At 63.5% G+C, this 22,489-nt stretch carries 18 protein-coding genes and 1 tRNA gene; 15 read left to right on the top strand and 4 right to left on the bottom strand.

What is annotated here, in order from left to right:
- Positions 1-109 precede the first annotated feature (109 nt).
- A complete protein-coding gene (gene tuf, locus LCM15_RS08695; RefSeq protein ID WP_224855408.1) occupies positions 110-1,285 on the top strand; it encodes an elongation factor Tu in 1,176 nt (391 codons plus the stop codon).
- A gap of 134 nt (positions 1,286-1,419) precedes the next feature.
- On the opposite strand, the gene LCM15_RS08690 is transcribed toward tuf, so the two are convergent.
- Positions 1,420-1,668, bottom strand: a complete 249-nt coding sequence (locus LCM15_RS08690) for a hypothetical protein (RefSeq protein WP_224855432.1) — start codon at positions 1,666-1,668, stop codon at positions 1,420-1,422.
- Positions 1,669-2,045: 377 nt separating this feature from the next.
- On the opposite strand from LCM15_RS08690, the gene LCM15_RS08685 reads away from it, so the two are divergent.
- Both LCM15_RS08685 and LCM15_RS08680 read left to right on the top strand, forming a co-directional pair.
- The gene (locus LCM15_RS08685; protein ID WP_224855430.1) at positions 2,046-3,038 is read left to right on the top strand and encodes a zinc transporter ZntB; all 993 of its coding nucleotides are present in this window, start codon (positions 2,046-2,048) and stop codon (positions 3,036-3,038) included.
- Between the two features lie 56 nt (positions 3,039-3,094).
- A tRNA-Trp gene (locus LCM15_RS08680) sits at positions 3,095-3,170 on the top strand.
- A 292-nt stretch (positions 3,171-3,462) separates the two neighbouring features.
- Here LCM15_RS08680 and LCM15_RS08675 read toward each other — a convergent pair.
- The gene (locus tag LCM15_RS08675; RefSeq protein ID WP_224855428.1) at positions 3,463-4,017 is read right to left on the bottom strand and encodes a hypothetical protein; all 555 of its coding nucleotides are present in this window, start codon (positions 4,015-4,017) and stop codon (positions 3,463-3,465) included.
- Between the two features lie 364 nt (positions 4,018-4,381).
- Here LCM15_RS08675 and secE point away from each other — a divergent pair, with 364 nt between their 5' ends.
- The 4 genes from secE to rplA all read left to right on the top strand — a co-directional run bounded on the left by secE (position 4,382) and on the right by rplA (position 6,624).
- Entirely contained in the window at positions 4,382-4,573 is a 192-nt protein-coding gene (secE, locus tag LCM15_RS08670; RefSeq protein ID WP_222601867.1) for a preprotein translocase subunit SecE, read from the top strand.
- A 221-nt stretch (positions 4,574-4,794) separates the two neighbouring features.
- Positions 4,795-5,328: a transcription termination/antitermination protein NusG gene (gene nusG, locus LCM15_RS08665; protein ID WP_224855427.1), complete on the top strand. Its 534-nt coding sequence runs from the start codon at positions 4,795-4,797 to the stop codon at positions 5,326-5,328.
- A 143-nt stretch (positions 5,329-5,471) separates the two neighbouring features.
- Positions 5,472-5,921, top strand: a complete 450-nt coding sequence (rplK, locus tag LCM15_RS08660) for a 50S ribosomal protein L11 (protein WP_007792844.1) — start codon at positions 5,472-5,474, stop codon at positions 5,919-5,921.
- A 1-nt stretch (position 5,922) separates the two neighbouring features.
- Positions 5,923-6,624 carry a 50S ribosomal protein L1 gene (rplA, locus tag LCM15_RS08655; protein ID WP_224855424.1) on the top strand — a complete coding sequence of 234 codons (702 nt, stop codon included), beginning with the start codon at positions 5,923-5,925 and terminating at the stop codon, positions 6,622-6,624.
- 95 nt (positions 6,625-6,719) lie between these two features.
- On the opposite strand, the gene LCM15_RS08650 is transcribed toward rplA, so the two are convergent.
- Complete coding sequence (locus LCM15_RS08650) at positions 6,720-6,980, bottom strand: DUF2798 domain-containing protein (protein ID WP_224855422.1); 261 nt, start codon at positions 6,978-6,980, stop codon at positions 6,720-6,722.
- Positions 6,981-7,485: 505 nt separating this feature from the next.
- Here LCM15_RS08650 and rplJ point away from each other — a divergent pair.
- The 5 genes from rplJ to LCM15_RS08625 all read left to right on the top strand — a co-directional run bounded on the left by rplJ (position 7,486) and on the right by LCM15_RS08625 (position 18,265).
- Positions 7,486-8,004 carry a 50S ribosomal protein L10 gene (rplJ, locus tag LCM15_RS08645; RefSeq protein WP_224855420.1) on the top strand — a complete coding sequence of 173 codons (519 nt, stop codon included), beginning with the start codon at positions 7,486-7,488 and terminating at the stop codon, positions 8,002-8,004.
- A 74-nt stretch (positions 8,005-8,078) separates the two neighbouring features.
- Complete coding sequence (rplL, locus tag LCM15_RS08640) at positions 8,079-8,459, top strand: 50S ribosomal protein L7/L12 (RefSeq protein WP_076696776.1); 381 nt, start codon at positions 8,079-8,081, stop codon at positions 8,457-8,459.
- Positions 8,460-8,718: 259 nt separating this feature from the next.
- Positions 8,719-12,855: a DNA-directed RNA polymerase subunit beta gene (rpoB, locus tag LCM15_RS08635; protein WP_224855418.1), complete on the top strand. Its 4,137-nt coding sequence runs from the start codon at positions 8,719-8,721 to the stop codon at positions 12,853-12,855.
- Between the two features lie 96 nt (positions 12,856-12,951).
- The gene (gene rpoC / locus LCM15_RS08630) at positions 12,952-17,211 is read left to right on the top strand and encodes a DNA-directed RNA polymerase subunit beta' (protein WP_224855416.1); all 4,260 of its coding nucleotides are present in this window, start codon (positions 12,952-12,954) and stop codon (positions 17,209-17,211) included.
- A gap of 148 nt (positions 17,212-17,359) precedes the next feature.
- The gene (locus LCM15_RS08625) at positions 17,360-18,265 is read left to right on the top strand and encodes a DMT family transporter (RefSeq protein WP_224855414.1); all 906 of its coding nucleotides are present in this window, start codon (positions 17,360-17,362) and stop codon (positions 18,263-18,265) included.
- Here LCM15_RS08625 and LCM15_RS08620 read toward each other — a convergent pair.
- A complete protein-coding gene (locus LCM15_RS08620; RefSeq protein WP_224855412.1) occupies positions 18,241-19,041 on the bottom strand; it encodes a glycosyltransferase in 801 nt (266 codons plus the stop codon). The genes LCM15_RS08625 and LCM15_RS08620 overlap by 25 nt on opposite strands.
- Before the next feature lie 368 nt (positions 19,042-19,409).
- Here LCM15_RS08620 and rpsL point away from each other — a divergent pair, with 368 nt between their 5' ends.
- Genes rpsL through fusA form a run of 3 tightly spaced genes read left to right on the top strand, consistent with a single transcriptional unit; the run spans position 19,410 to position 22,409 of the window.
- Positions 19,410-19,781: a 30S ribosomal protein S12 gene (rpsL, locus tag LCM15_RS08615; RefSeq protein ID WP_007118826.1), complete on the top strand. Its 372-nt coding sequence runs from the start codon at positions 19,410-19,412 to the stop codon at positions 19,779-19,781.
- 12 nt (positions 19,782-19,793) lie between these two features.
- Entirely contained in the window at positions 19,794-20,264 is a 471-nt protein-coding gene (rpsG, locus tag LCM15_RS08610; RefSeq protein WP_007792799.1) for a 30S ribosomal protein S7, read from the top strand.
- A 21-nt stretch (positions 20,265-20,285) separates the two neighbouring features.
- Complete coding sequence (fusA, locus tag LCM15_RS08605) at positions 20,286-22,409, top strand: elongation factor G (RefSeq protein WP_224855410.1); 2,124 nt, start codon at positions 20,286-20,288, stop codon at positions 22,407-22,409.
- Positions 22,410-22,489: the final 80 nt, after the last annotated feature.

The raw sequence follows: 22,489 nt of genomic DNA, 5'->3' as shown, positions 1-22,489 counted from the left end.
CCAGTCCGTGCATGAACGGCTTGATTTTCCTTCTGCAAGTCAATAAACGGCCCGCGATGCGAAACCGGGTCATTTGGGGCCCCTGGAAAAGGCGAGGCGTCTTAGAAAGATGGCAAAGGAAAAGTTTGAGCGCGGCAAACCGCACTGCAACATCGGCACGATCGGTCACGTTGACCACGGTAAGACGACGCTGACGGCGGCGATCACCAAGTACTTCGGTGACTTCCGTGCCTACGATCAGATCGACGGCGCACCGGAAGAAAAAGCCCGCGGCATCACGATCTCGACCGCGCACGTGGAGTACGAGACCGAGGCGCGCCACTACGCGCACGTCGACTGCCCCGGCCACGCCGACTACGTGAAGAACATGATCACCGGTGCCGCCCAGATGGACGGCGCGATCCTGGTTGTGAACGCAGCTGACGGCCCGATGCCGCAGACCCGCGAGCACATCCTCCTGGGCCGCCAGGTGGGCATCCCCGCCATGGTCGTGTTCCTGAACAAGGTCGACCAGGTGGACGACGAGGAGCTCCTCGAGCTCGTCGAGATGGAAGTCCGCGAGCTGCTCTCCGAGTACGACTTTCCGGGCGACGACATTCCGATCATCGCGGGCTCCGCGCTTGCGGCGATGGAAGGCCGTGATCCGGAAATCGGCGAAGAGAAGATCAAGGAACTGATGGCTGCCGTGGACGAGTACATCCCGCAGCCCGAGCGCGCTGTCGACCAGCCGTTCCTGATGCCGATCGAAGACGTGTTCTCGATCTCGGGCCGCGGCACGGTTGTGACCGGCCGTGTCGAGCGTGGCGTTGTGAACGTCGGCGACGAACTGGAAATCGTCGGCATTCGCGACACCAAGAAGACCACCTGCACCGGTGTCGAGATGTTCCGCAAGCTGCTCGACCGCGGTGAAGCCGGCGATAACATCGGCGCCCTGCTGCGCGGCATCGACCGTGAAGGCGTCGAGCGTGGCCAGGTTCTCTGCAAGCCGGGTTCCGTGAAGCCGCACACCAAGTTCGAAGCCGAGGTCTACATCCTGACCAAGGAAGAAGGCGGCCGTCACACGCCGTTCTTCGCGAACTACCGTCCGCAGTTCTACTTCCGGACCACCGACGTGACCGGCACCGTGACCCTCCCCGAGGGCACCGAGATGGTCATGCCCGGCGACAACCTGAAGTTCGCGGTTGAGCTGATCGCCCCGATCGCCATGGAAGACGGCCTCCGCTTCGCCATCCGCGAAGGCGGCCGTACCGTCGGCTCCGGCGTCGTCTCCAAGATCATCGAGTGATCCCCGGACCGGTCGTGCCGCCCTGCGGCGCGACCTCCCGGAACGATTAAAGGGGCGCCCCTCGGGGCGCCCCTTTTTCATGTCTTGGCCTGTGCCGGGGCGCCGCGCGGTGCGGCGCGCCCGGACGGGTCCGCTTACTGGTAGTTGGCGACCGCGGCTTCGACGGTGGCTTTCTTGTTGGCGGCGCTGGTTTCGTCCTGCACCAGCTGGTACACGGCGACGGCCTGCGTGTTGGTCAGCGCTTCGACATTGGCGTTGGGCGCAATGTGCTGCAGCGCGGCGCGGGCGTTGTCGCCGGTGTTGTACGCCTGGGCCGATGCGGCGCCGGACAGGGCGGCAACGGTGGTGGTGGCGGCGGCGGTGAGGGTGATGAAGCGTTTCATGTCATGTTCCTTTTGTTCTCTGGTGCACATCTTAGCGTTGGATCGTTTGATCCGTGCTTCGGATGAGAGGGATATCGGCCTTCACCGGGGGAGTTACAAATCACGCAACGCCTCACGTGACCTCGCGATTTCGTGCCCTTGAACGTGATCAACGCAGTGCCAATGCCCTCGCAGTGCCGCTGAGACATCAACGTTTTATGACAGTTTGCTTCGGTGGGGCGTCACGCTCGGCAGGAGTGTCGCGTGAGCGATGCGCTGAAATGCGCTGGCGGCGTGTGATGCAATACCCAGTGTGAATATGTGCACATAGGCGGATTCAGAGGTGAAGCGTGCAATGTCGTCTTGCCGGCAGCCTGCGAGAGGCTAATTTTCCTGCCATGAACGAGCTTGTCCCCCGCACCGATGATGTCATCCAGTCCGCCTTCGTGCTGGCTGGCGCACGCCACAGTCAGAACCTCACGGCGGCCGAGGTGTCGGAAGTCCTGCGCAGCGACGAGCTTGGTTGGGTCCATCTGCGCGCCCAGCATCCTGACACCCCGTCCTGGATCGTCGAGAACCTGTCCTATCTCGACCCCACCATCATCGACGCGCTGGTGGCCGAGGAGACGCGTCCGAGGGTGACCCGCGTCGGCGACGGGATGATCGTCATCCTGCGCGGCATCAACACCATCGAGGGGCAGGAGCCCGAGGACATGGTGTCTGTGCGGATGTGGATCGACCCCTACCGCATCGTGAGCCTCGCCCGCCGCAAGGTCCGTGCGATCGAGGAAATCGCGACGGAGCTGGAGCATGGGCGCGGCCCCTGCGACTGCGCCGAGTTCCTCGTGAGCTTGGTCGAGCGGCTGACCCAGCGGATCGAGCGGCATTGGAACAGCATCGACGATCTGGCCGATGATCTCGAGGAGTCGGTGCTCGACGAGGCCGGGCCGGAGGTGCGCGCCACCCTGGTGGAACTGCGTCGGGAGGCCATCATCCTGCGCCGCTACCTGCAGCCGCAGCGCGACGCGCTGCGCGCGCTGCAGATCGGCCAGCCCGCATGGCTCGAGGCCGACGATCAGCGCCACCTGGCGGAAGAGCTCGACGCTCTGGAGCGGGTGGTGGAAGACGCCGACGCGATGCGCGAGCGCATGGCGCTGGTGCGCGACGAGCTGAACGGTCAGGCGTCGGAGCGGTTGAACCGGAACATGTACCTTCTGTCGATTCTCTCGGCAGTGTTCCTGCCGCTTGGATTCCTCACCGGGTTGTTCGGAATCAACGTGGCGGGGTTGCCCGGAACCAACGAGCCGATGGCGTTCTGGATCTTCAGTGGGGCGCTTGTGATCGTGGCCGGTCTGCAACTTGCGGTGCTTCGCAGGATGCGGTGGATCTGAAGTGTTTTTCCCGCTTGCAAAGCCGCAGAGCCTCTCGTAAACGGGGCACCGGCCTTAGGGGTATAGCTCAGCTGGTAGAGCGACGGTCTCCAAAACCGTAGGTCGCGGGTTCGAACCCTGCTGCCCCTGCCACTTCCCGACATTCTAGATCTTTGCCGAATGCGCGCAGCGTAATCGTGTGCTGTGATCGTGCCGGTCCCGTCTCCGCTGGTTGCAAAGCGGGCGACTCAGATCCGCGATCCGAGGTGCGATTATCGGTGGTTGTTCCGGTGTGAGGCGCACGGGTTCGCCGTAGCTCGCGGAGCGCTGCCGTGGGCATCCTCCGGTCACCGCCTCACCCGAATCCGTCAGGCGCCGCGTGACCGACCGCGCACGAAAAAGGGCCGCGCAAGCTGCGCGGCCCTCTTCTGTCGATGCAATCGAATTACAGAGCGTCTTCGATCTTGGTGCGCATCTCGGCGTCGTCGTCGGAACCGTAGATCGCGGCGCGAACCTGATTGACCTGCTCGGTGGTCAGCACGGTGAGATCAGCCTCGGGCACGACTTCCTGCACGGCCTGAAGCTCAGCCGGGGTCAGGTTCGGAGCGGCCGATTCCATGTCCTTCAGGAGCTGCACGCGCACGCTCTCGGGGTCGTCGTTGCGGTTCACGAGGGCGACGACGTTCTGCTTCTCTTCCTCGGTCATTTCGGCGAGGCGCCATGCCGGAACGTAGGCGGTCAGGTCCATCTCGGTGACGTCGGCGGTGTCGTCGCTCGGGTTGTCCATCATCGCGACGGCTTCGATGTCATCGCGCTTTTTCTGGTCCGATTCACCGCTGTTGGCGATAGCGAACATCTCTGCGACCTGATCATCGGAGAGGGTCGCAAAGTTGGCGTCCGGGTAGTAGGTGGTGATGGCTGCCTGCTCGGCCTCGGACGCGGCGAACGCGGAGGTGGCCATGGTGGCTGCGAGGGCGGTGGCGGTAAGAAGACGTTTCATGATACGATCCTTTCGGGTCTTGAGACTTGCTAAACTCTTGGGGTGCAGAGCGTGGTGCCCTGCGATTGTGGCTGGTCAACCTCTGCCGAGACGGATTGGTTCCTGACCCCCGCTGACCCAAAAAATAATATCCCGATCCTCTGGCGGGGCGCGAAGCCAGCCAACGCGCGCGCGAACGCGCGGGCGGCTGCTTGGTTGCGTCAGTATCTGGGTGATATTTTCAGCTTTTCGTGAGGCCGCGGTGGCACTCCGTGATCGTCCGCGAGCCTTCGGTGAGCTGGAGGCCAGCCGGCCCAGCCCTTGCCAGCAGGCGCCGAGCCTCGTATATGCGCGAAAACCGCACGCAAACGGAAAGCTTCCCTCGATGGCCAACCCCATTCAGTTCATTCAGCAGACCCGGGCCGAGGTCGCCAAGATCGTCTGGCCGACCCGCCGCGAGGTGCTGCTCACCACCGTCACCGTCTTCATCATGGCGGCGCTGACCGCGAGCTTCTTCGCGCTCGTCGACATCCTGATCCGCAGCGGGCTGCAGGGCCTTCTGTCGTTCTTCGGCTGAGACCGGGGCGAAACCGACCGCCGGGCCTTGAATTCGGCCGGGCAGGGCGGTAGGGGACGGGACACTTTCCTCAGGCGGGCGTGCAGCGATTCGAGTTGCACGCCGGTTTTTGTTTGGGGCGAGGCCGTTCCGGGGCGCAAACGCTCCGAGCAAGACACGGTCGCGTGGACGCGAAGGACTGCCGGCAGAGATGACCGGCGCAAGGTTGGAAGAGGGGCCCTATGGCGAAGCGGTGGTATTCGGTCAGTGTTCTGTCGAACTTCGAGAAGAAGATCGCGGAGCAGATCCGTCAGTCTGTCGAAGAGCAGGGGCTCGAGGACCAGATCGACGAGGTCCTCGTTCCGACCGAGGAAGTCATCGAGGTGCGTCGCGGCAAGAAGGTGACCACCGAGCGGCGCTTCATGCCCGGCTACGTGCTGGTGCACATGGAGATGTCGGACCAGGGCTATCACCTGGTGAACTCGATCAACCGCGTCACCGGCTTCCTTGGTCCGCAGGGCCGCCCGATGCCGATGCGCGATGCCGAGGTCGAGGCGATCCTGGGCCGCGTTCAGGAAAGCGACGAGGCGCCGCGCACGCTCATCCATTTCGAGGTGGGCGAGAAGGTCAAGGTCAACGACGGCCCGTTCGAGGGCTTCGATGGCATGATCGAGAGCGTCGACGACGACAACCAGCGCCTGCGCGTCGCGGTGTCGATCTTCGGCCGGGAAACCCCGGTCGAGCTGGAATTCACTCAGGTCTCCAAGCAGGGCTGAGGGTTGCCGGCGGGTCCGCCCGCCGCACGCGGCAGAGATGCCGTTTCACCGTGGAAGGCGAGGTCATCGCGATGACCGGACCAGACCACGCAACGCAAAAGCCCCGAGGACGCGTTCGAGGGGTGTTGTAAAGGAGAAAGACAATGGCCAAGAAGCTTGCCGGCGTCATGAAGCTGCAGATCCCTGCAGGCAAAGCGAACCCGTCGCCGCCCGTGGGCCCCGCCCTCGGTCAGCGTGGCATCAACATCATGGAATTCTGCAAGGCGTTCAACGCCAAGACGCAGGAAATGGAGCCCGGCGCGCCGTGCCCGACCGTGATCACCTACTATCAGGACAAGTCCTTCACCATGGACATCAAGACGCCGCCCGCGTCTTACTACCTGAAGAAGGCGGCTGGCCTGAAGCCGGTCGGCAAGCGGAACCGTCCGCGTGGTGCCGAGAATCCGGGCCGCGAGACCGTTGCGACCGTCACCACCAAGCAGGTGCGCGAGATCGCCGAGGCCAAGATGAAGGACCTCAGCGCGAACGACGTCGAAGCGGCAATGCAGATCATCCTTGGCTCCGCCAAGTCCATGGGCATCGAGGTGAAGTAAGATGGCAAAGCTCGGAAAACGCACCCGCTCCGCCCGTGAGGCCTTTGCAGGCAAGGAAGACGTGACCGTCGAAGAGGCCGTCTCCCTGATCAAGTCCGCTGCCAGCGCGAAGTTCGACGAGACCGTCGAGATCGCGATGAACCTCGGCGTCGACACCCGTCACGCAGACCAGATGGTCCGTGGCGTGATCGGCCTGCCGAACGGCACCGGCAAGACCATGCGCGTCGCCGTGTTCGCTCGCGGCCCCAAGGCTGAAGAAGCCCAAGCCGCCGGTGCAGACATCGTTGGCGCCGAAGACCTGATGGAAACCATCCAGGGCGGCACCATCGAGTTCGATCGCTGCATCGCGACCCCGGACATGATGCCGATCGTCGGCCGTCTCGGCAAGATCCTCGGCCCGCGCAACCTGATGCCGAATCCCAAGGTCGGCACCGTGACCATGGATGTCGCCCAGGCCGTCAAGGACGCCAAGGGCGGTCAGGTCCAGTTCCGCGCTGAAAAGGGCGGTGTGGTCCACGCCGGCGTCGGCAAAGCCTCCTTCGACGAGGCCAAGCTGGTCGAGAACATCCGTGCCTTCGTGAGCGCGGTTGCCAAGGCCAAGCCGACCGGCGCCAAGGGCACCTACATGAAGAAGATCTCGCTCAGCTCCACCATGGGCCCGGGCGTCACCGTCGACGTGGCGAACGCCGCCAGCGCCGAGTGATCTTCGGATTGATCTGATCGGAAAGGGCGGGCCTTCGGGTCCGCCCTTTTTCGTTTGCGGCGGCGCTTGCGCGCCCCGTGCGCCGATTGGTGGCGCTAGCCCCGTGCCATCGCGAGAAGGTGCTGGGTTCGGCGGGCCAGCCAGAACGACACCGGCCCCACGGCCATCGACAGAACGAAGGCGATCGGCCACGCGGTCGCAAAGCGGGACAGCCAGATACCGACCCAGCCGGGAGCCAGTGCCGTCGGGATCGCAGTGAAAATCCCGGACATCAGGAAGGCCATCAGGCAGGAGATGAACACCTGCGCGAGGATGACGGTGGCTTTCGTAGGGGGTGTTTGGTCGATAACGGTCATGCGTGCTCTCTGCGTCTGTAGGGCAGGGGGCGGGAGACCGTTGGCAACAGCGCTCGCGCACCCCACCGAAATGGGTGTGCGCCGCGGGTTCGAAACTCGACGAACTCTCGCTGCGATGCGAGGGCCGGGATAACCGAACCGGCCTGGCGTTTTTCGGCCTTAGCCGCCTAAAGTCGCGACTAAGCAGCGTTCAGCACGGAGCCGACCTCGGCGTCACGCGAGCGTGACGGAACCTTTTTCGCCGTGCCCCTTGGCAGGGTCGGGCAAAACCGGTATTCAGCCGCTGTTGAGGGCATCCGCGCGATTCGTGGACGCCCTCGATTTCGTCCGAGACGGTGGGTTGGAGGCATCCTATAAATCCTGCCTGAGACGGGAAGAGACATACGAACCGGATCTTCGAGTGTTCCGGCGACGCGATGCACGACCCGAATCGGACCTTCTTGGCCAGGGAAACCTGGCTTGAACGAGCCGGAGGGGTCTCCCCTCCATCAACTGGAGTGAAACTGTGGATAGAGCCCAGAAAGAGAAAGTGGTCGACGAACTCGGCCAGATCTTCGAAAGCTCTGGCGTCGTGGTGGTATCCCGCTACGAGGGTCTCACGGTTGCCGAGATGACGGATCTTCGGGCGCGCGCAAGCGCGGCTGAAACGCAGGTCCGCGTCGCCAAGAACAGGCTCGCCAAGATCGCCCTCCAGGGCAAGGAATGCGAGAGCATCTCCTCCTTCCTGGAAGGCATGACCGTTCTCACCTATTCCGAAGATCCCGTGGCGGCAGCCAAGGTGATCGAGGACTTCGCCAAGGACAACAAGAAGCTTGAGATTCTTGGCGGTGCGATGGGTGGTACGGCTCTGGACCGGGCCGGTGTTGAGGCCGTGTCGAAAATGCCGTCGCGCGATGAGCTTATTGCTTCCATCGTCGGCTGTATCGGCGCACCCGCTTCGAACATCGCCGGCGCCATTGGCGCACCTGCTTCGAACATCGCTTCGATCCTTTCCTCCATCGAGGAAAAGGCCGAGGCGGCGTAACGCGCAGTCAAAGGACACTCGTGGGGTTGCAGACCCGCACGTTGGAACACATCTAAAGATACGGAAAAGGCAAAATGGCTGATCTTAAAGCACTTGCAGAGCAAATCGTCGGTCTGACCCTGCTCGAAGCACAAGAACTGAAAACCATCCTCAAAGACGAGTACGGCATCGAGCCCGCAGCTGGCGGCGCTGTCATGATGGCTGGTCCGGCTGCCGGCGGCGAAGCTGCTGCAGAAGAGGAAAAGACCGAGTTCGACGTGATCCTCAAGTCGGCTGGCGACAAGAAGATCAACGTGATCAAGGAAGTCCGCGGCATCACCGGTCTCGGCCTGAAAGAAGCCAAAGAGCTGGTGGAAGCCGGCGGCAAGGCTGTCAAAGAAGGCGTTTCCAAGGACGAAGCCGAGGAAATCAAGAAGAAGCTCGAAGAAGCAGGCGCCGAAATCGAGCTCAAGTAATCACGCATGGTGCGCTCGCACTTCATGTGATTATGACTTCAGGCTGGGTCCGGGGTTTCCCGGGCCCAGCCGAACCCGTCTCAGAGAGGCCCCTTGCCGGCGTGCGGGGGAGGGGCTTTTCTCAGACGAGTTCACCGATCGGGAGGCCCTTGGTGGGACAGGGGCCAGGAATGGATCAGAACCGTCGTCTCGGATGGACGTGCCGCTGGTGCCCGACAGCGCGCGCGACCGGTGAGAAGCTGAAAAGGTGACAAACCTCATGGCGCAAAGTTTCCTTGGCCAGAAACGTCTTCGCAAATATTTTGGTAAGATTCGTGAGGTTCTGGAGATGCCGAACCTCATCGAGGTTCAGAAAAGCTCCTACGAACTCTTTCTAAAGTCCGGTGATCAACCCCAGCCGACCGACGGCGAGGGGATCAAAGGCGTGTTCCAGTCGGTCTTCCCGATCAAGGACTTCAACGAGACCGCGGTTCTCGAGTTCGTCAGCTACGAGCTGGAGAAGCCGAAATACGACGTCGAGGAGTGCATGCAGCGCGACATGACCTACAGCGCCCCGCTGAAGGTCACCCTGCGCCTGATCGTGTTCGATATCGACGAAGACACCGGCGCCAAGTCGGTGAAGGACATCAAGGAACAGGACGTGTTCATGGGCGACATGCCGCTCATGACGCCGAACGGCACGTTCATCGTGAACGGCACCGAGCGCGTGATCGTGTCTCAGATGCACCGTTCGCCGGGCGTGTTCTTCGACCATGACAAGGGCAAGACGCACAGCTCGGGCAAGCTGCTCTTCGCCTGCCGCATCATCCCCTACCGCGGCTCGTGGCTCGATTTCGAATTCGACGCCAAGGACATCGTGTTCGCGCGCATCGACCGCCGCCGCAAGCTGCCGGTCACGACCCTGCTCTACGCCCTCGGGCTGGATCAGGAAGCGATCATGGACGCTTACTACAAGACCGTCACCTACAACCTGCGCCGCGGCGAAGGCTGGGTGACCAAGTTCTTCCCCGAGCGTGTGCGCGGCACCCGCCCGACCTATGACCTCGTGGATGCCGACAGTGGCGAGATCATCGCCGAGGCGACCAAGAAGGTTACCCCGCGCGCGGTGAAGAAACTGATCGACGAAGGCAACGTGCAGAACCTGCTGCTGCCGTTCGACCAGATCGTCGGCAAGTACGTCTCCAAGGACATCATCAACGAGGAAACCGGCGCGATCTACGTCGAGGCCGGCGACGAGCTGACCTGGACCGTCGACAAGGACGGCGACGTGACCGGCGGCACCCTCAAGGAGCTGATGGACGCGGGCATCACCGAGATCCCGGTTCTCGACATCGACAACGTCACCGTGGGTCCGTACATGCGGAACACCATGGCGCAGGACAAGAACATGGACCGCAACAGCGCGCTCATGGACATCTACCGCGTCATGCGCCCGGGCGAGCCGCCCACCGTCGAGGCCGCCTCGGCCCTGTTCGACACCCTGTTCTTCGACAGCGAGCGCTACGACCTCTCGGCCGTGGGCCGCGTGAAGATGAACATGCGTCTGGCGCTCGAGAAGCCCGACACCCAGCGCACGCTGGACCGCGACGACATCGTCAAGTGCATCAAGGCGCTGGTCGAGCTGCGTGACGGCAAGGGCGAGGTCGACGACATCGACCACCTCGGCAACCGCCGTGTCCGCTCCGTCGGCGAACTGATGGAGAACCAGTACCGCGTCGGTCTGCTGCGCATGGAGCGCGCCATCAAGGAGCGCATGTCGTCGGTCGAGATCGACACCGTCATGCCGCAGGACCTGATCAACGCCAAGCCGGCCGCGGCCGCGGTGCGCGAGTTCTTCGGTTCGTCGCAGCTGTCGCAGTTCATGGACCAGACCAACCCGCTCTCCGAAGTGACGCACAAGCGTCGTCTCTCGGCGCTCGGGCCGGGCGGTCTGACCCGCGAGCGTGCCGGCTTCGAGGTGCGCGACGTGCACCCGACCCACTATGGCCGGATGTGCCCGATCGAGACGCCGGAAGGCCCGAACATCGGTCTGATCAACTCGCTGGCCACCTTCGCCCGCGTCAACAAGTATGGCTTCATCGAAACCCCGTACCGGGTGGTGAAGGACAAGCAGGTGACCGACGAGGTCCACTACATGTCCGCCACCGAAGAGATGCGCCACACGGTTGCACAGGCGAACGCCAACATCGACGACAACGGCCAGTTCATCAACGAGATGGTCAACACCCGTCAGTCCGGTGACTACACGCTCGCGCCGGCGGAAAGCGTCGACCTGATCGACGTCTCGCCGAAGCAGCTGGTCTCGGTCGGTGCCTCGCTGATCCCGTTCCTCGAGAACGACGACGCCAACCGCGCCCTGATGGGTGCGAACATGCAACGTCAGGCCGTGCCGACCCTGCGCTCGGAAGCGCCGCTCGTGGGCACCGGCATCGAGGGCAAGGTCGCCATCGACTCCGGCGCTGCCATTCAGGCGCACCGCGCCGGCATCGTCGACCAGGTGGACGCGCAGCGGATCGTGATCCGCGCAACCGAGGATCTCGAGCTTGGCGATGCCGGGGTCGACATCTACCGGATGCGCAAGTTCCAGCGCTCGAACCAGAACACCTGCATCAACCAGCGTCCGCTGGTGAAGGTGGGTGACAAGGTCGCCAAGGGCGAGGTCGTGGCGGATGGCCCGTCGACGGATATGGGGGAACTGGCGCTCGGCAAGAACGTCATCGTCGCCTTCATGCCGTGGAACGGCTACAACTACGAGGACTCGATCCTGATCTCTGAGCGCATCGCGCGTGACGACGTCTTCACCTCGATCCACATCGAGGAATTCGAAGTCGCTGCCCGTGACACCAAGCTCGGGCCGGAAGAGATCACCCGCGACATCCCGAACGTCGGTGAAGAAGCGCTGCGCAACCTCGACGAGGCTGGCATCGTCTACATCGGCGCCGACGTGGAGCCGGGCGATATTCTCGTGGGCAAGATCACTCCGAAGGGCGAGAGCCCGATGACGCCGGAAGAAAAGCTTCTGCGCGCCATCTTCGGCGAAAAGGCCTCGGACGTGCGCGACACCTCGCTGCGGGTGAAGCCGGGCGACTACGGCACCGTCGTGGAAGTGCGGGTGTTCAACCGTCACGGCGTCGAGAAGGACGAACGTGCGCTTCAGATCGAGCGTGAGGAAGTCGAACAGCTGGCCCGTGACCGGGACGACGAGCTCGCCATCCTCGACCGCAACATCTATGCCCGTCTTGGCGACCTGATCCTCGGCAAGACCGCGGTCAAGGGCCCGAAAGGCGTGAAGCCGAACTCGGAGATCACCTCCGAGCTGCTCGAGACGCTCAGCCGCGGCCAGTGGTGGCAGCTGGCGCTCGCCGAAGAGCAGGACGCGCAGATCGTCGAGGCCCTGCACGAGCAGTACGAGGCGCAGAAGCGCGCCCTCGATGCCCGTTTCGAGGACAAGGTCGAGAAGGTCCGTCGTGGCGACGACCTGCCGCCGGGCGTGATGAAGATGGTCAAGGTGTTCGTGGCGGTGAAGCGCAAGCTGCAGCCGGGCGACAAGATGGCCGGTCGTCACGGCAACAAGGGTGTGATTTCCCGCGTTGTTCCGATGGAGGACATGCCGTTCCTCGAGGATGGCACCCCGGTCGACTTCTGCCTCAACCCGCTCGGCGTGCCGTCGCGCATGAACGTCGGTCAGATCCTTGAAACCCACATGGGCTGGGCCTCGCGCGGCCTGGGCATCAAGATCGACGACGCTCTGCAGGACTACCGCCGCTCGGGCGACCTGACGCCGGTCCGCGAAGCGATGCGCATCGCCTATGGCGACGAGGTCTACGAAGAGGGCATCGCCGACATGGAAGAGGATCTGCTGGTGGAAGCCGCAGGCAACGTCACCCGTGGTGTGCCGATCGCGACCCCGGTCTTCGACGGCGCCAAGGAAGCGGACGTCAACGACGCGCTGTCGCGCGCCGGGTTCGACACCTCGGGTCAGTCGCGCCTGTTCGATGGCCGCTCCGGTGAGGAGTTCGCGCGGAAGGTCACGGTGGGTGTGAAGTACCTGCTGAAGCTGCACCACCTTGTTGACGACAAGATCCACGCACGGTCGACCGGGCCGTACTCGCTCGTCACGCAGCAGCCGCTGGGTGGTAAGGCGCAGTTCGGTGGCCAGCGCTTCGGTGAGATGGAAGTCTGGGCTCTGGAAGCCTATGGCGCCGCCTACACCCTGCAGGAAATGCTGACCGTGAAGTCGGATGACGTGGCGGGCCGGACCAAGGTCTACGAAAGCATCGTCAAGGGCGAGGACAACTACGAGGCGGGCGTTCCCGAGAGCTTCAACGTGCTCGTGAAGGAAGTCCGCGGCCTCGGCCTGAACATGGAACTCCTGGACGCGGAAGAGGACGAGTGACGAAGAATTTTCCTCCGAAAATTCTTCCGCCCAAGATTTTTCGTCCGAAAAATCTTGGGCCGTCCCCAGCCGCAGCCATGACACAAAGGTTTTGACATGAACCAGGAACTGACGAACAACCCGTTCAACCCGCTGACCCCGCCCAAGGTCTTCGACGAGATCAAAGTGTCGCTCGCTTCGCCCGAGCGCATCCTCTCGTGGTCCTACGGTGAGATCAAAAAGCCCGAGACGATCAACTACCGGACGTTCAAGCCCGAGCGTGACGGCCTGTTCTGCGCGCGCATCTTCGGCCCGATCAAGGACTACGAGTGCCTGTGCGGCAAGTACAAGCGCATGAAGTATCGCGGCGTCGTCTGTGAAAAGTGCGGCGTCGAGGTCACCCTCCAGAAGGTGCGCCGCGAGCGCATGGGCCACATCGAGCTGGCCGCGCCCTGCGCCCACATCTGGTTCCTGAAGTCGCTGCCGTCGCGCATCGGTCTCATGCTGGACATGACACTGCGTGATCTCGAGCGCGTGCTCTACTTCGAGAACTACGTGGTGATCGAACCGGGCCTCACCGACCTGACCTACGGCCAGATGCTCACCGAGGACGAGTTCCTCGATGCGCAGGACGCCTATGGCATGGACGCCTTCACCGCCAATATCGGCGCCGAGGCGATCCGCGAGATGCTGGCCCAGATCGACCTCGAAGCCGAGGCCGAGCAGTTGCGCGCGGACCTCAAGGAGGCCACCGGCGAGCTCAAGCCGAAGAAGATCATCAAGCGCCTCAAGGTGGTTGAGAGCTTCCTCGAGTCGGGCAACCGCCCGGAGTGGATGATCCTCACCGTGATCCCGGTCATCCCGCCGGAACTGCGCCCGCTGGTGCCGCTGGACGGTGGCCGCTTCGCGACCTCCGACCTCAACGACCTGTACCGCCGCGTGATCAACCGGAACAACCGCCTCAAGCGGCTGATCGAACTGCGCGCGCCGGACATCATCGTCCGCAACGAAAAGCGGATGCTGCAGGAAGCCGTCGACGCCCTGTTCGACAACGGCCGTCGTGGCCGCGTCATCACCGGCGCCAACAAGCGTCCGCTGAAGTCGCTCTCGGACATGCTCAAGGGCAAGCAGGGCCGCTTCCGTCAGAACCTTCTCGGCAAGCGCGTCGACTTCTCGGGCCGTTCGGTCATCGTGACCGGTCCGGAGCTCAAGCTGCACCAGTGCGGCCTGCCCAAGAAGATGGCGCTCGAGCTGTTCAAGCCGTTCATCTACTCTCGTCTCGAGGCCAAGGGCCTGAGCTCGACGGTGAAGCAGGCGAAGAAGCTGGTCGAGAAGGAACGCCCCGAGGTCTGGGACATCCTCGACGAGGTCATCCGCGAGCACCCGGTTCTTCTGAACCGCGCGCCCACGCTGCACCGTCTTGGCATCCAGGCGTTCGAACCCCAGCTCATCGAGGGCAAGGCGATCCAGCTGCACCCGCTCGTGTGTTCGGCCTTCAACGCCGACTTCGACGGTGACCAGATGGCCGTTCACGTGCCGCTGTCGCTGGAAGCGCAGCTTGAGGCGCGCGTTCTGATGATGTCCACGAACAACGTGCTGTCGCCTGCAAACGGCAGTCCGATCATCGTGCCGTCGCAGGACATGATCCTCGGCATCTACTACCTCACCATCATGCGCGAAGGCATGAAGGGCGAGGGCATGGTGTTCTCGAACATCGAAGAGGTCGAGCACGCGCTCACCGCCGGCGAAGTGCACCTGCACGCCAAGATCACCTGCCGCGTCAAGCAGATCGACGAGACCGGCCAGGAGATCGTCAAGCGCTACGAGACCACCCCGGGCCGCGTGCGCCTCGGCTCGCTTCTGCCGATGAACGCCAAGGCTCCGTTCGACCTCGTCAACAGCCTGCTGCGCAAGAAGGACGTCCAGCGCGTGATCGACACCGTCTACCGCTACTGCGGTCAGAAAGAGTCGGTCATCTTCTGTGACCAGATCATGTCGATGGGCTTCAAGGAGGCCTTCAAGGCTGGCATCTCGTTCGGCAAGGACGACATGGTCATCCCCGACACGAAGTGGGAACTGGTCGAGGAAACCCGCGATCAGGTGAAGGACTTCGAACAGCAGTACATGGACGGCCTGATCACTCAGGGCGAAAAGTACAACAAGGTCGTGGACGCCTGGTCGAAGTGTAACGACAAGGTCACCGACGCCATGATGAACACCATCTCCGCCGCCAAGCGCGCCGAGGATGGCTCCGAGATGGAACCCAACTCGGTCTACATGATGGCGCACTCCGGTGCCCGTGGCTCGGTCACGCAGATGAAGCAGCTGGGCGGGATGCGCGGCCTGATGGCGAAGCCGAACGGCGACATCATCGAGACCCCGATCATCTCGAACTTCAAGGAAGGCCTGACCGTTCTCGAGTACTTCAACTCGACCCACGGTGCCCGTAAGGGTCTGTCGGACACCGCTCTGAAGACGGCGAACTCGGGTTACCTGACCCGTCGTCTGGTGGACGTGGCGCAGGACTGCATCGTGCGGATGCGCGATTGCGGCACCGACCGTGCGATCACCGCGGAAGCGGCGGTCAACGACGGTGAGGTCGTGTCGAGCATCGGTGAGCGTATTCTGGGTCGCGTCGCGGCCGAGGACATCATGCGCCCCGGCACCGACGAGGTTCTGGTCCGCGAAGGTCAGCTCATCGACGAGCGCATGGCGGATGCCATCGAGGATGCGGCGGTGCAGACCGCGCGGATCCGCTCGCCGCTGACCTGTGAGGCCGAAGAGGGCGTCTGCGCCATGTGCTACGGCCGTGACCTTGCGCGCGGTACGATGGTGAACACCGGCGAGGCCGTCGGCATCATCGCGGCACAGTCGATCGGTGAACCTGGCACGCAGCTGACGATGCGGACCTTCCACATCGGCGGCGTTGCACAGGGTGGTCAGCAGTCCTTCCTCGAGGCGAGCCAGGAAGGCATCATCGCCTTCGAAAACGCCTCGACGCTGGAGAACACCTCCGGCGAGACGCTGGTGATGGGCCGCAACATGAAGCTCATCATCCAGGGAGAGGACGGGGTCGAGCGCGCCAGCCACAAGCTGGGCTACGGCACCAAGCTCTTCGTCAAGGAAGGCGAGACCATTGCCCGCGGCGCGAAACTGTTCGAGTGGGACCCGTACACCCTGCCGATCATCGCGGAAGCCGATGGTGTGGCCCGTCATGTCGACCTCGTGAACGGCCTTGCCGTGCGCGACGAGACCGACGAAGCCACCGGCATGACCCAGAAGATCGTGATCGACTGGCGTGCGGCTCCGAAGGGCAACGAGCTCAAGCCCGAGATCATCTTGATGGATGGCGACGGCGAGCCCGTCCGCAACGCGGCCGGCAACCCGATCACCTACCCGATGTCGGTGGACGCGATCCTGTCCTGCGAAGACGGTCAGGAGATCAAGGCCGGTGACGTCGTGGCGCGGATCCCGCGCGAAGGTGCGAAGACGAAGGACATCACCGGTGGTCTGCCGCGTGTGGCCGAACTCTTCGAGGCACGCCGTCCGAAGGACAACGCGATCATCGCCGAGATCGACGGTTACGTGCGCTTTGGCAAGGACTACAAGAACAAGCGCCGTATCGCGATCGAGCCCGTCGACGACACGCTCGAGACCAAGGAATACATGATCCCGAAAGGGAAGCACATTCCCGTGGTCGAGGGCGACTATGTCCAGAAGGGCGACTACATCATGGACGGCAACCCGGCGCCGCATGACATCCTCGCCATCATGGGGATCGAGGCGCTGGCCAACTACATGATCGACGAAGTGCAGGACGTGTATCGACTGCAGGGCGTGAAGATCAACGACAAGCACGTCGAGGTCATCGTCCGGCAGATGCTGCAGAAGTGGGAGATCACTGACAGCGGCGACACGACCCTTCTCAAGGGCGAGCACGTGGACAAGGCCGAGTTCGACGCGGCCAACGCCAAGATCGAGAAGAAGGGCGGCCGTCCGGCTCAGGGCGAACCGATCCTTCTCGGCATCACCAAGGCGTCGCTCCAGACCCGCTCGTTCATCTCGGCGGCCTCCTTCCAGGAGACCACCCGGGTCCTCACCGAAGCCTCGGTGCAGGGCAAGAAGGACAAGCTCGTCGGCCTCAAGGAGAACGTCATCGTGGGCCGCCTGATCCCGGCGGGCACCGGTGGCGCGACCCAGCGGGTGCGCAAGATCGCGACCGACCGCGACGGCAAGGTGATCGAGGTCAAGAAGGCCGAGGCGGAAGCCGCCGCGGCCCTCGCAGCCCCGGATGCCGCGTTCTCGAACGAAGACGTCGCCGCTGGCGGCGAGGAGTTCGACAGCATCGTCGTGGATACGCCGGAGAGCCGCGAGTAAATCGCGCCTCTGTCTGAACAGGAAAAGCCCCCGCCCTGCGCGGGGGCTTTTTCGTTTCTGCGGGTGGCGTCGACACGTCTGCGAAAATCATACGTGCTCTAACGGATAATCCTTGGCGGATCGCCGCGACGGGTCTACCGATCGAGGCATGGCACAGCTTTCCGACAACACCCGCGGCGCGCTTCTGATGATGGCCTCGATGGCGGCCTTCACGCTGGGCGACACCTGCGTGAAGGCGATCGGCGAGGCGATCTCGCTGTCGCAGCTGCTGGTGATCCGCGGCTTCTTTGCGAGCCTGTTCATCGCGCTGCTGGCGTGGCGCCTTCATTCGCTCCGCTTCGACCTGCCACGGCGCGACTGGGCGCTGGTGCTGACCCGCGCCACGGCCGAGGTGTGCTCGACCTATTTCTTCCTCACCGCGCTGCGGCAGATGCCGCTGGCCAACGTGACGGCGCTTTTGCAGATGCTGCCGCTGACGCTGACCCTCGGCTCGGCGGTGTTCTTCGGCGAGCCGGTGGGCTGGCGCCGCTGGGTCGCGATTGCGGCGGGGTTTGTCGGGATGCTGCTGATCGTGCGACCGGGTACCGAGGGGTTCAACCTCTACTCGGTCTACGCCCTGATCGCGGTGGCCTTCGTGACGCTCCGAGATCTGGTCACCCGCCGGATGTCTCCGGCGGTACCGTCGCTGACCGTGACGCTGGTCTCTTCGGTGGCGGTGTTTCTCTTCGCCTCCACCATGTCGCTCGGGCAGGACTGGGCCCCGATCACGCCGCAGCTGGGTCTGCTGCTGGCCGGCAGCACGTTCTTCATCATCGTGGGCTACAGCCTGTCGGTGATCGTGATGCGGGTGGGGGAGATGAGCTTCGTCGCGCCGTTCCGCTATACCGGGCTGCTGATCGCCCTGACGGTCGGGTTCCTGGTGTTCGGAGACTGGCCGGTGCCGCTCACCCTGATCGGGGCGGCGATCATCGTCGCGACCGGCAGCTTCAACCTCTGGCGCGAGGGCCAGCTGCGCCGGCGCGCACTGGCTCAGGCGAAGATCCGGCGCACCTGATCGGCATCGATGGCAAAGCGCTCGCGGAATAGCGCCTCGCCGTCGCGGTCGAGCCGGGGCAGGGCGACAGGTTTCACGTGCGACTTTTGCCGAGAGTCGTTGTGCGCGTTGTGGCCGCGCACATACATCGGCCGGTCGGTGAAGGTCACCGTGGGCATGAAGCGCATGATCTTGTTGTGCCCGAAGTTCATCATGCTCTGCCTCACACCGGGGGCCACCGCCATCGCCTCTGCCACGCCCCAGTAGGGCGTCACCGTCTCCTTGGCGCAGAGGCCCTTGGCGTCGGGGCGGGCGATGTAGCCGCGGTTCCAGTCGAAGCCCACGAGCCGGTGCTTGGCGCGCAGGGACGCAACGTCACGCGCGGCCTCGCGCAGGTTGGCGACGAAGTCCACCGCCACGGCGTCGTCGTCGTCGTGGCGGAACTGCAGGCAGGGCAGGGCCATGTCGCGGGCCTCGTTGATCACCTCCTGACAGACGGCCCTGTGCGGCCTCGGAGGGCGCGCCACGATCCGGGCCTGCGGGACCCCGGCAAGCAGCGCCTCGAGCCTCTGGCGGGCCTCAGGGGGCAGGGAGGTGCCCACCAGCACGAGGAAGGTGAACTCGGGGTCGGTCTGGGCCTTCAGCCCCGGCAGGCAGATCGCCTCGAAGTGGCGGAAGCGCTCCTCGAGGCGGGCAGGGGCGTAGAGATAGGCTTCGCGCGCCGCGATGTCGTCGTGCTCGACCTGGAAACCACCCTCGGCCGGATAGGAAAACCGGCACAGTCCGATCACTTGCATCGCCCTCGCTCCTCTGAAACAAGCCCCGACGTGCTTCGCATCGCCGCTTTGACCTGACAAGGTTCGGCTTATGTTGACAAGGCCCGCGACTCCCCCTATACGCGCCTCAATTCGCCGGAGGCATCAGTGCGTCCGGTGCGTTCTACAGTACTGAAGCGGTCACGATCCGGGCCTCGGCCCCGATCCTCTGGACACCCACCGCGTCGTTCCCTTGCGGGAGCGTATGCGGTGCTTTGCGTCGTCTCTGACTGTCGGGTCGGGGGAGATGCGTCGCCGGTGACCTGCGGACGCGCAGGGCGCCTTGAATGATGAACCGCACGGGACGCCCCGTGCAGCACATATGTGAGAAACACGGGGAAGATACCCAAATGCCCACGATCCAGCAGCTGATCCGCAAGCCGCGGCAGCCCAAAGTCAAACGTTCCAAGTCGATGCACCTGCAGGAATGCCCGCAGAAGCGTGGCGTCTGCACTCGCGTCTACACCACCACCCCCAAGAAGCCGAACTCCGCTATGCGGAAAGTGGCCAAGGTGCGCCTGACCAACGGCTTCGAGGTGATCAGCTATATTCCGGGCGAAAGCCACAACCTGCAAGAGCACTCGGTTGTGCTCATCCGTGGCGGCCGGGTGAAAGACCTTCCCGGTGTGCGTTACCACATCCTGCGCGGTGTGCTGGATACCCAGGGTGTCAAGGACCGGAAGCAGCGTCGCTCGAAATACGGCGCGAAGCGTCCCAAGTAAGAGGATACGGAAATGTCTCGTCGTCACGCTGCAGAGAAGCGCGAAGTCCTGCCCGACGCCAAGTATGGCGATATCGTGCTGACCAAGTTCATGAACAACCTGATGGTCGACGGTAAGAAGTCGGTCGCAGAAAAAATCGTCTACAACGCGCTCGACCGCGTCGAAGGCAAGGTGAAGCGCGCGCCCGTGGAAGTGTTCCACGAAGCGCTCGACAACATCAAACCGTCCGTCGAGGTTCGTTCGCGCCGCGTTGGCGGTGCCACCTACCAGGTGCCCGTCGAAGTGCGCCCCGAGCGTCGCGAAGCGCTGGCCATCCGCTGGCTCATCACCGCGTCGCGTTCGCGCAACGAGAACACCATGGAAGAGCGCCTCGCCGGTGAGCTTCTGGACGCTGTGCAATCTCGCGGTTCCGCCGTGAAGAAGCGCGAAGACACCCACAAGATGGCCGACGCGAACAAGGCGTTCAGCCACTACCGCTGGTAAATCCAGGAAAGGCAGTCCATCATGGCACGCGATTATCCGCTGGAGCGTTACCGTAACTTCGGCATCATGGCCCACATCGATGCGGGCAAGACGACGACGACGGAACGCATTCTCTACTACACCGGCCGGTCCCACAAGATCGGCGAAGTCCACGACGGCGCAGCCACGATGGACTGGATGGAGCAGGAGCAGGAACGCGGGATCACCATCACTTCCGCCGCCACCACCACGTTCTGGCAGTGGCAGGAGGATCCGACCGCCGAAGGCACGTCGGACACCAAGTTCCGCTACAACATCATCGACACCCCCGGTCACGTCGACTTCACCATCGAGGTTGAGCGGTCACTGGCGGTTCTCGACGGTGCCATCTGCCTTCTGGACGGTAACGCCGGCGTCGAGCCCCAGACCGAGACCGTCTGGCGCCAGGCCGACCGTTACAAGGTTCCGCGGATCGTGTTCGTCAACAAGATGGACAAGATCGGTGCCGACTTCTTCAACTGCGTGAAGATGATCAAGGACCGCACCGGCGCGACCCCCGTTCCGGTCAACTTCCCGATCGGCGCCGAGGACAAGCTGGAAGGCATTGTCGACCTCGTCACCATGGAAGAGTGGGTCTGGAAGGGCGAAGACCTGGGCGCCTCCTGGGTGCGCGGTCCGATCCGTGACGAGCTCAAGGATCTTGCCAACGAGTGGCGTTCGCACCTCATCGAGAATGCCGTCGAGCAGGACGATGACGCGATGGAAGCCTATCTCGAAGGCGAAGAGCCGTCGATCGACAAGCTGCGCGAGCTGATCCGCAAGGGCACCCTGTCGCTGTCCTTCGTTCCGGTCCTCGGTGGCTCGGCGTTCAAGAACAAGGGCGTTCAGCCCCTCCTGAACGGCGTGGTCGACTTCCTGCCGGGTCCGCTCGACGTGCCGCCCTACATGGGCTTCTCGCCGGACGACGAGAACGAAGAGCGTAACATCGCCCGCCACGCGGACGACAGCGAGCCGTTCTCGGGCCTCGCGTTCAAGATCATGAACGACCCGTTCGTGGGCTCCCTGACCTTCACCCGGATCTACTCCGGCGTGATGAACAAGGGTGACTCGATCCTGAACTCGACCAAGGGCAAGAAAGAGCGCATCGGTCGTATGATGATGATGCACTCGAACAACCGCGAAGAGATCGAAGAGGCCTTCGCAGGCGACATCATCGCGCTGGCCGGTCTCAAGGAGACCACCACCGGTGACACGCTCTGCGCAGCCAACTCGCCGGTCGTGCTCGAAACCATGACCTTCCCCGATCCGGTGATCGAGATCGCGGTCGAGCCGAAGACCAAGAACGACCAGGAGAAGATGTCCCAGGGTCTGGCCCGTCTGGCCGCCGAAGACCCGTCCTTCCGCGTCGAGACCGACCTCGAGTCCGGTCAGACCATCATGAAGGGCATGGGCGAACTTCACCTCGACATTCTGGTCGACCGCCTCAAGCGCGAGTTCAAGGTGGAAGCCAACATCGGTGCCCCGCAGGTGGCCTATCGCGAGACCATCGGTCACGAGATCGAGCACACCTACACCCACAAGAAACAGTCGGGTGGTTCGGGTCAGTTCGCCGAGGTCAAGCTGGTCATCAGCCCCACAGAGCCGGGCGAAGGCTACTCGTTCGAGAGCAAGATCGTCGGCGGTTCGGTTCCCAAGGAATACATCCCGGGCGTCGAAAAGGGCATCAAGTCGGTCATGGACTCCGGTCCGCTGGCAGGCTTCCCGGTGATCGACTTCAAGGTCGCTCTGATCGACGGTAAGTTCCACGATGTGGACTCCTCGGTCCTGGCCTTCGAAATCGCATCGCGGATGGCCATGCGCGAAGGTCTGCGCAAGGCCGGTGCGAAGCTGCTCGAGCCGATGATGAAGGTCGAGGTCGTGACCCCGGAAGAGTACACCGGTTCGATCATCGGTGACCTCACCTCCCGTCGCGGTCAGGTGTCGGGTCAGGAACCGCGCGGCAATGCCGTGGCGATCCAGGCCTTCGTGCCGCTGGCCAACATGTTCGGCTACATCAACAACCTGCGCTCCATGTCCTCGGGCCGCGCGCAGTTCACGATGCAGTTCGACCACTACGATCCGGTTCCGCAGAACATCTCTGACGAGATCCAGTCGAAATACGCATAAGCCGGGTGGCGGGGTCGGTCCCCGCCCTACCCACCACCGTAGGGTGGGCTAGTTGCCCACCACCTGTCAAAAAAAGGAGC

Origin of the sequence: Salipiger bermudensis (assembly GCF_020171625.1) — a bacterium.
Lineage (GTDB): Bacteria > Pseudomonadota > Alphaproteobacteria > Rhodobacterales > Rhodobacteraceae > Salipiger > Salipiger bermudensis_B.
The sequence above is the reverse complement of the archived record's forward strand: the minus strand, read 5'-3'. Positions and strand labels throughout refer to the sequence as shown.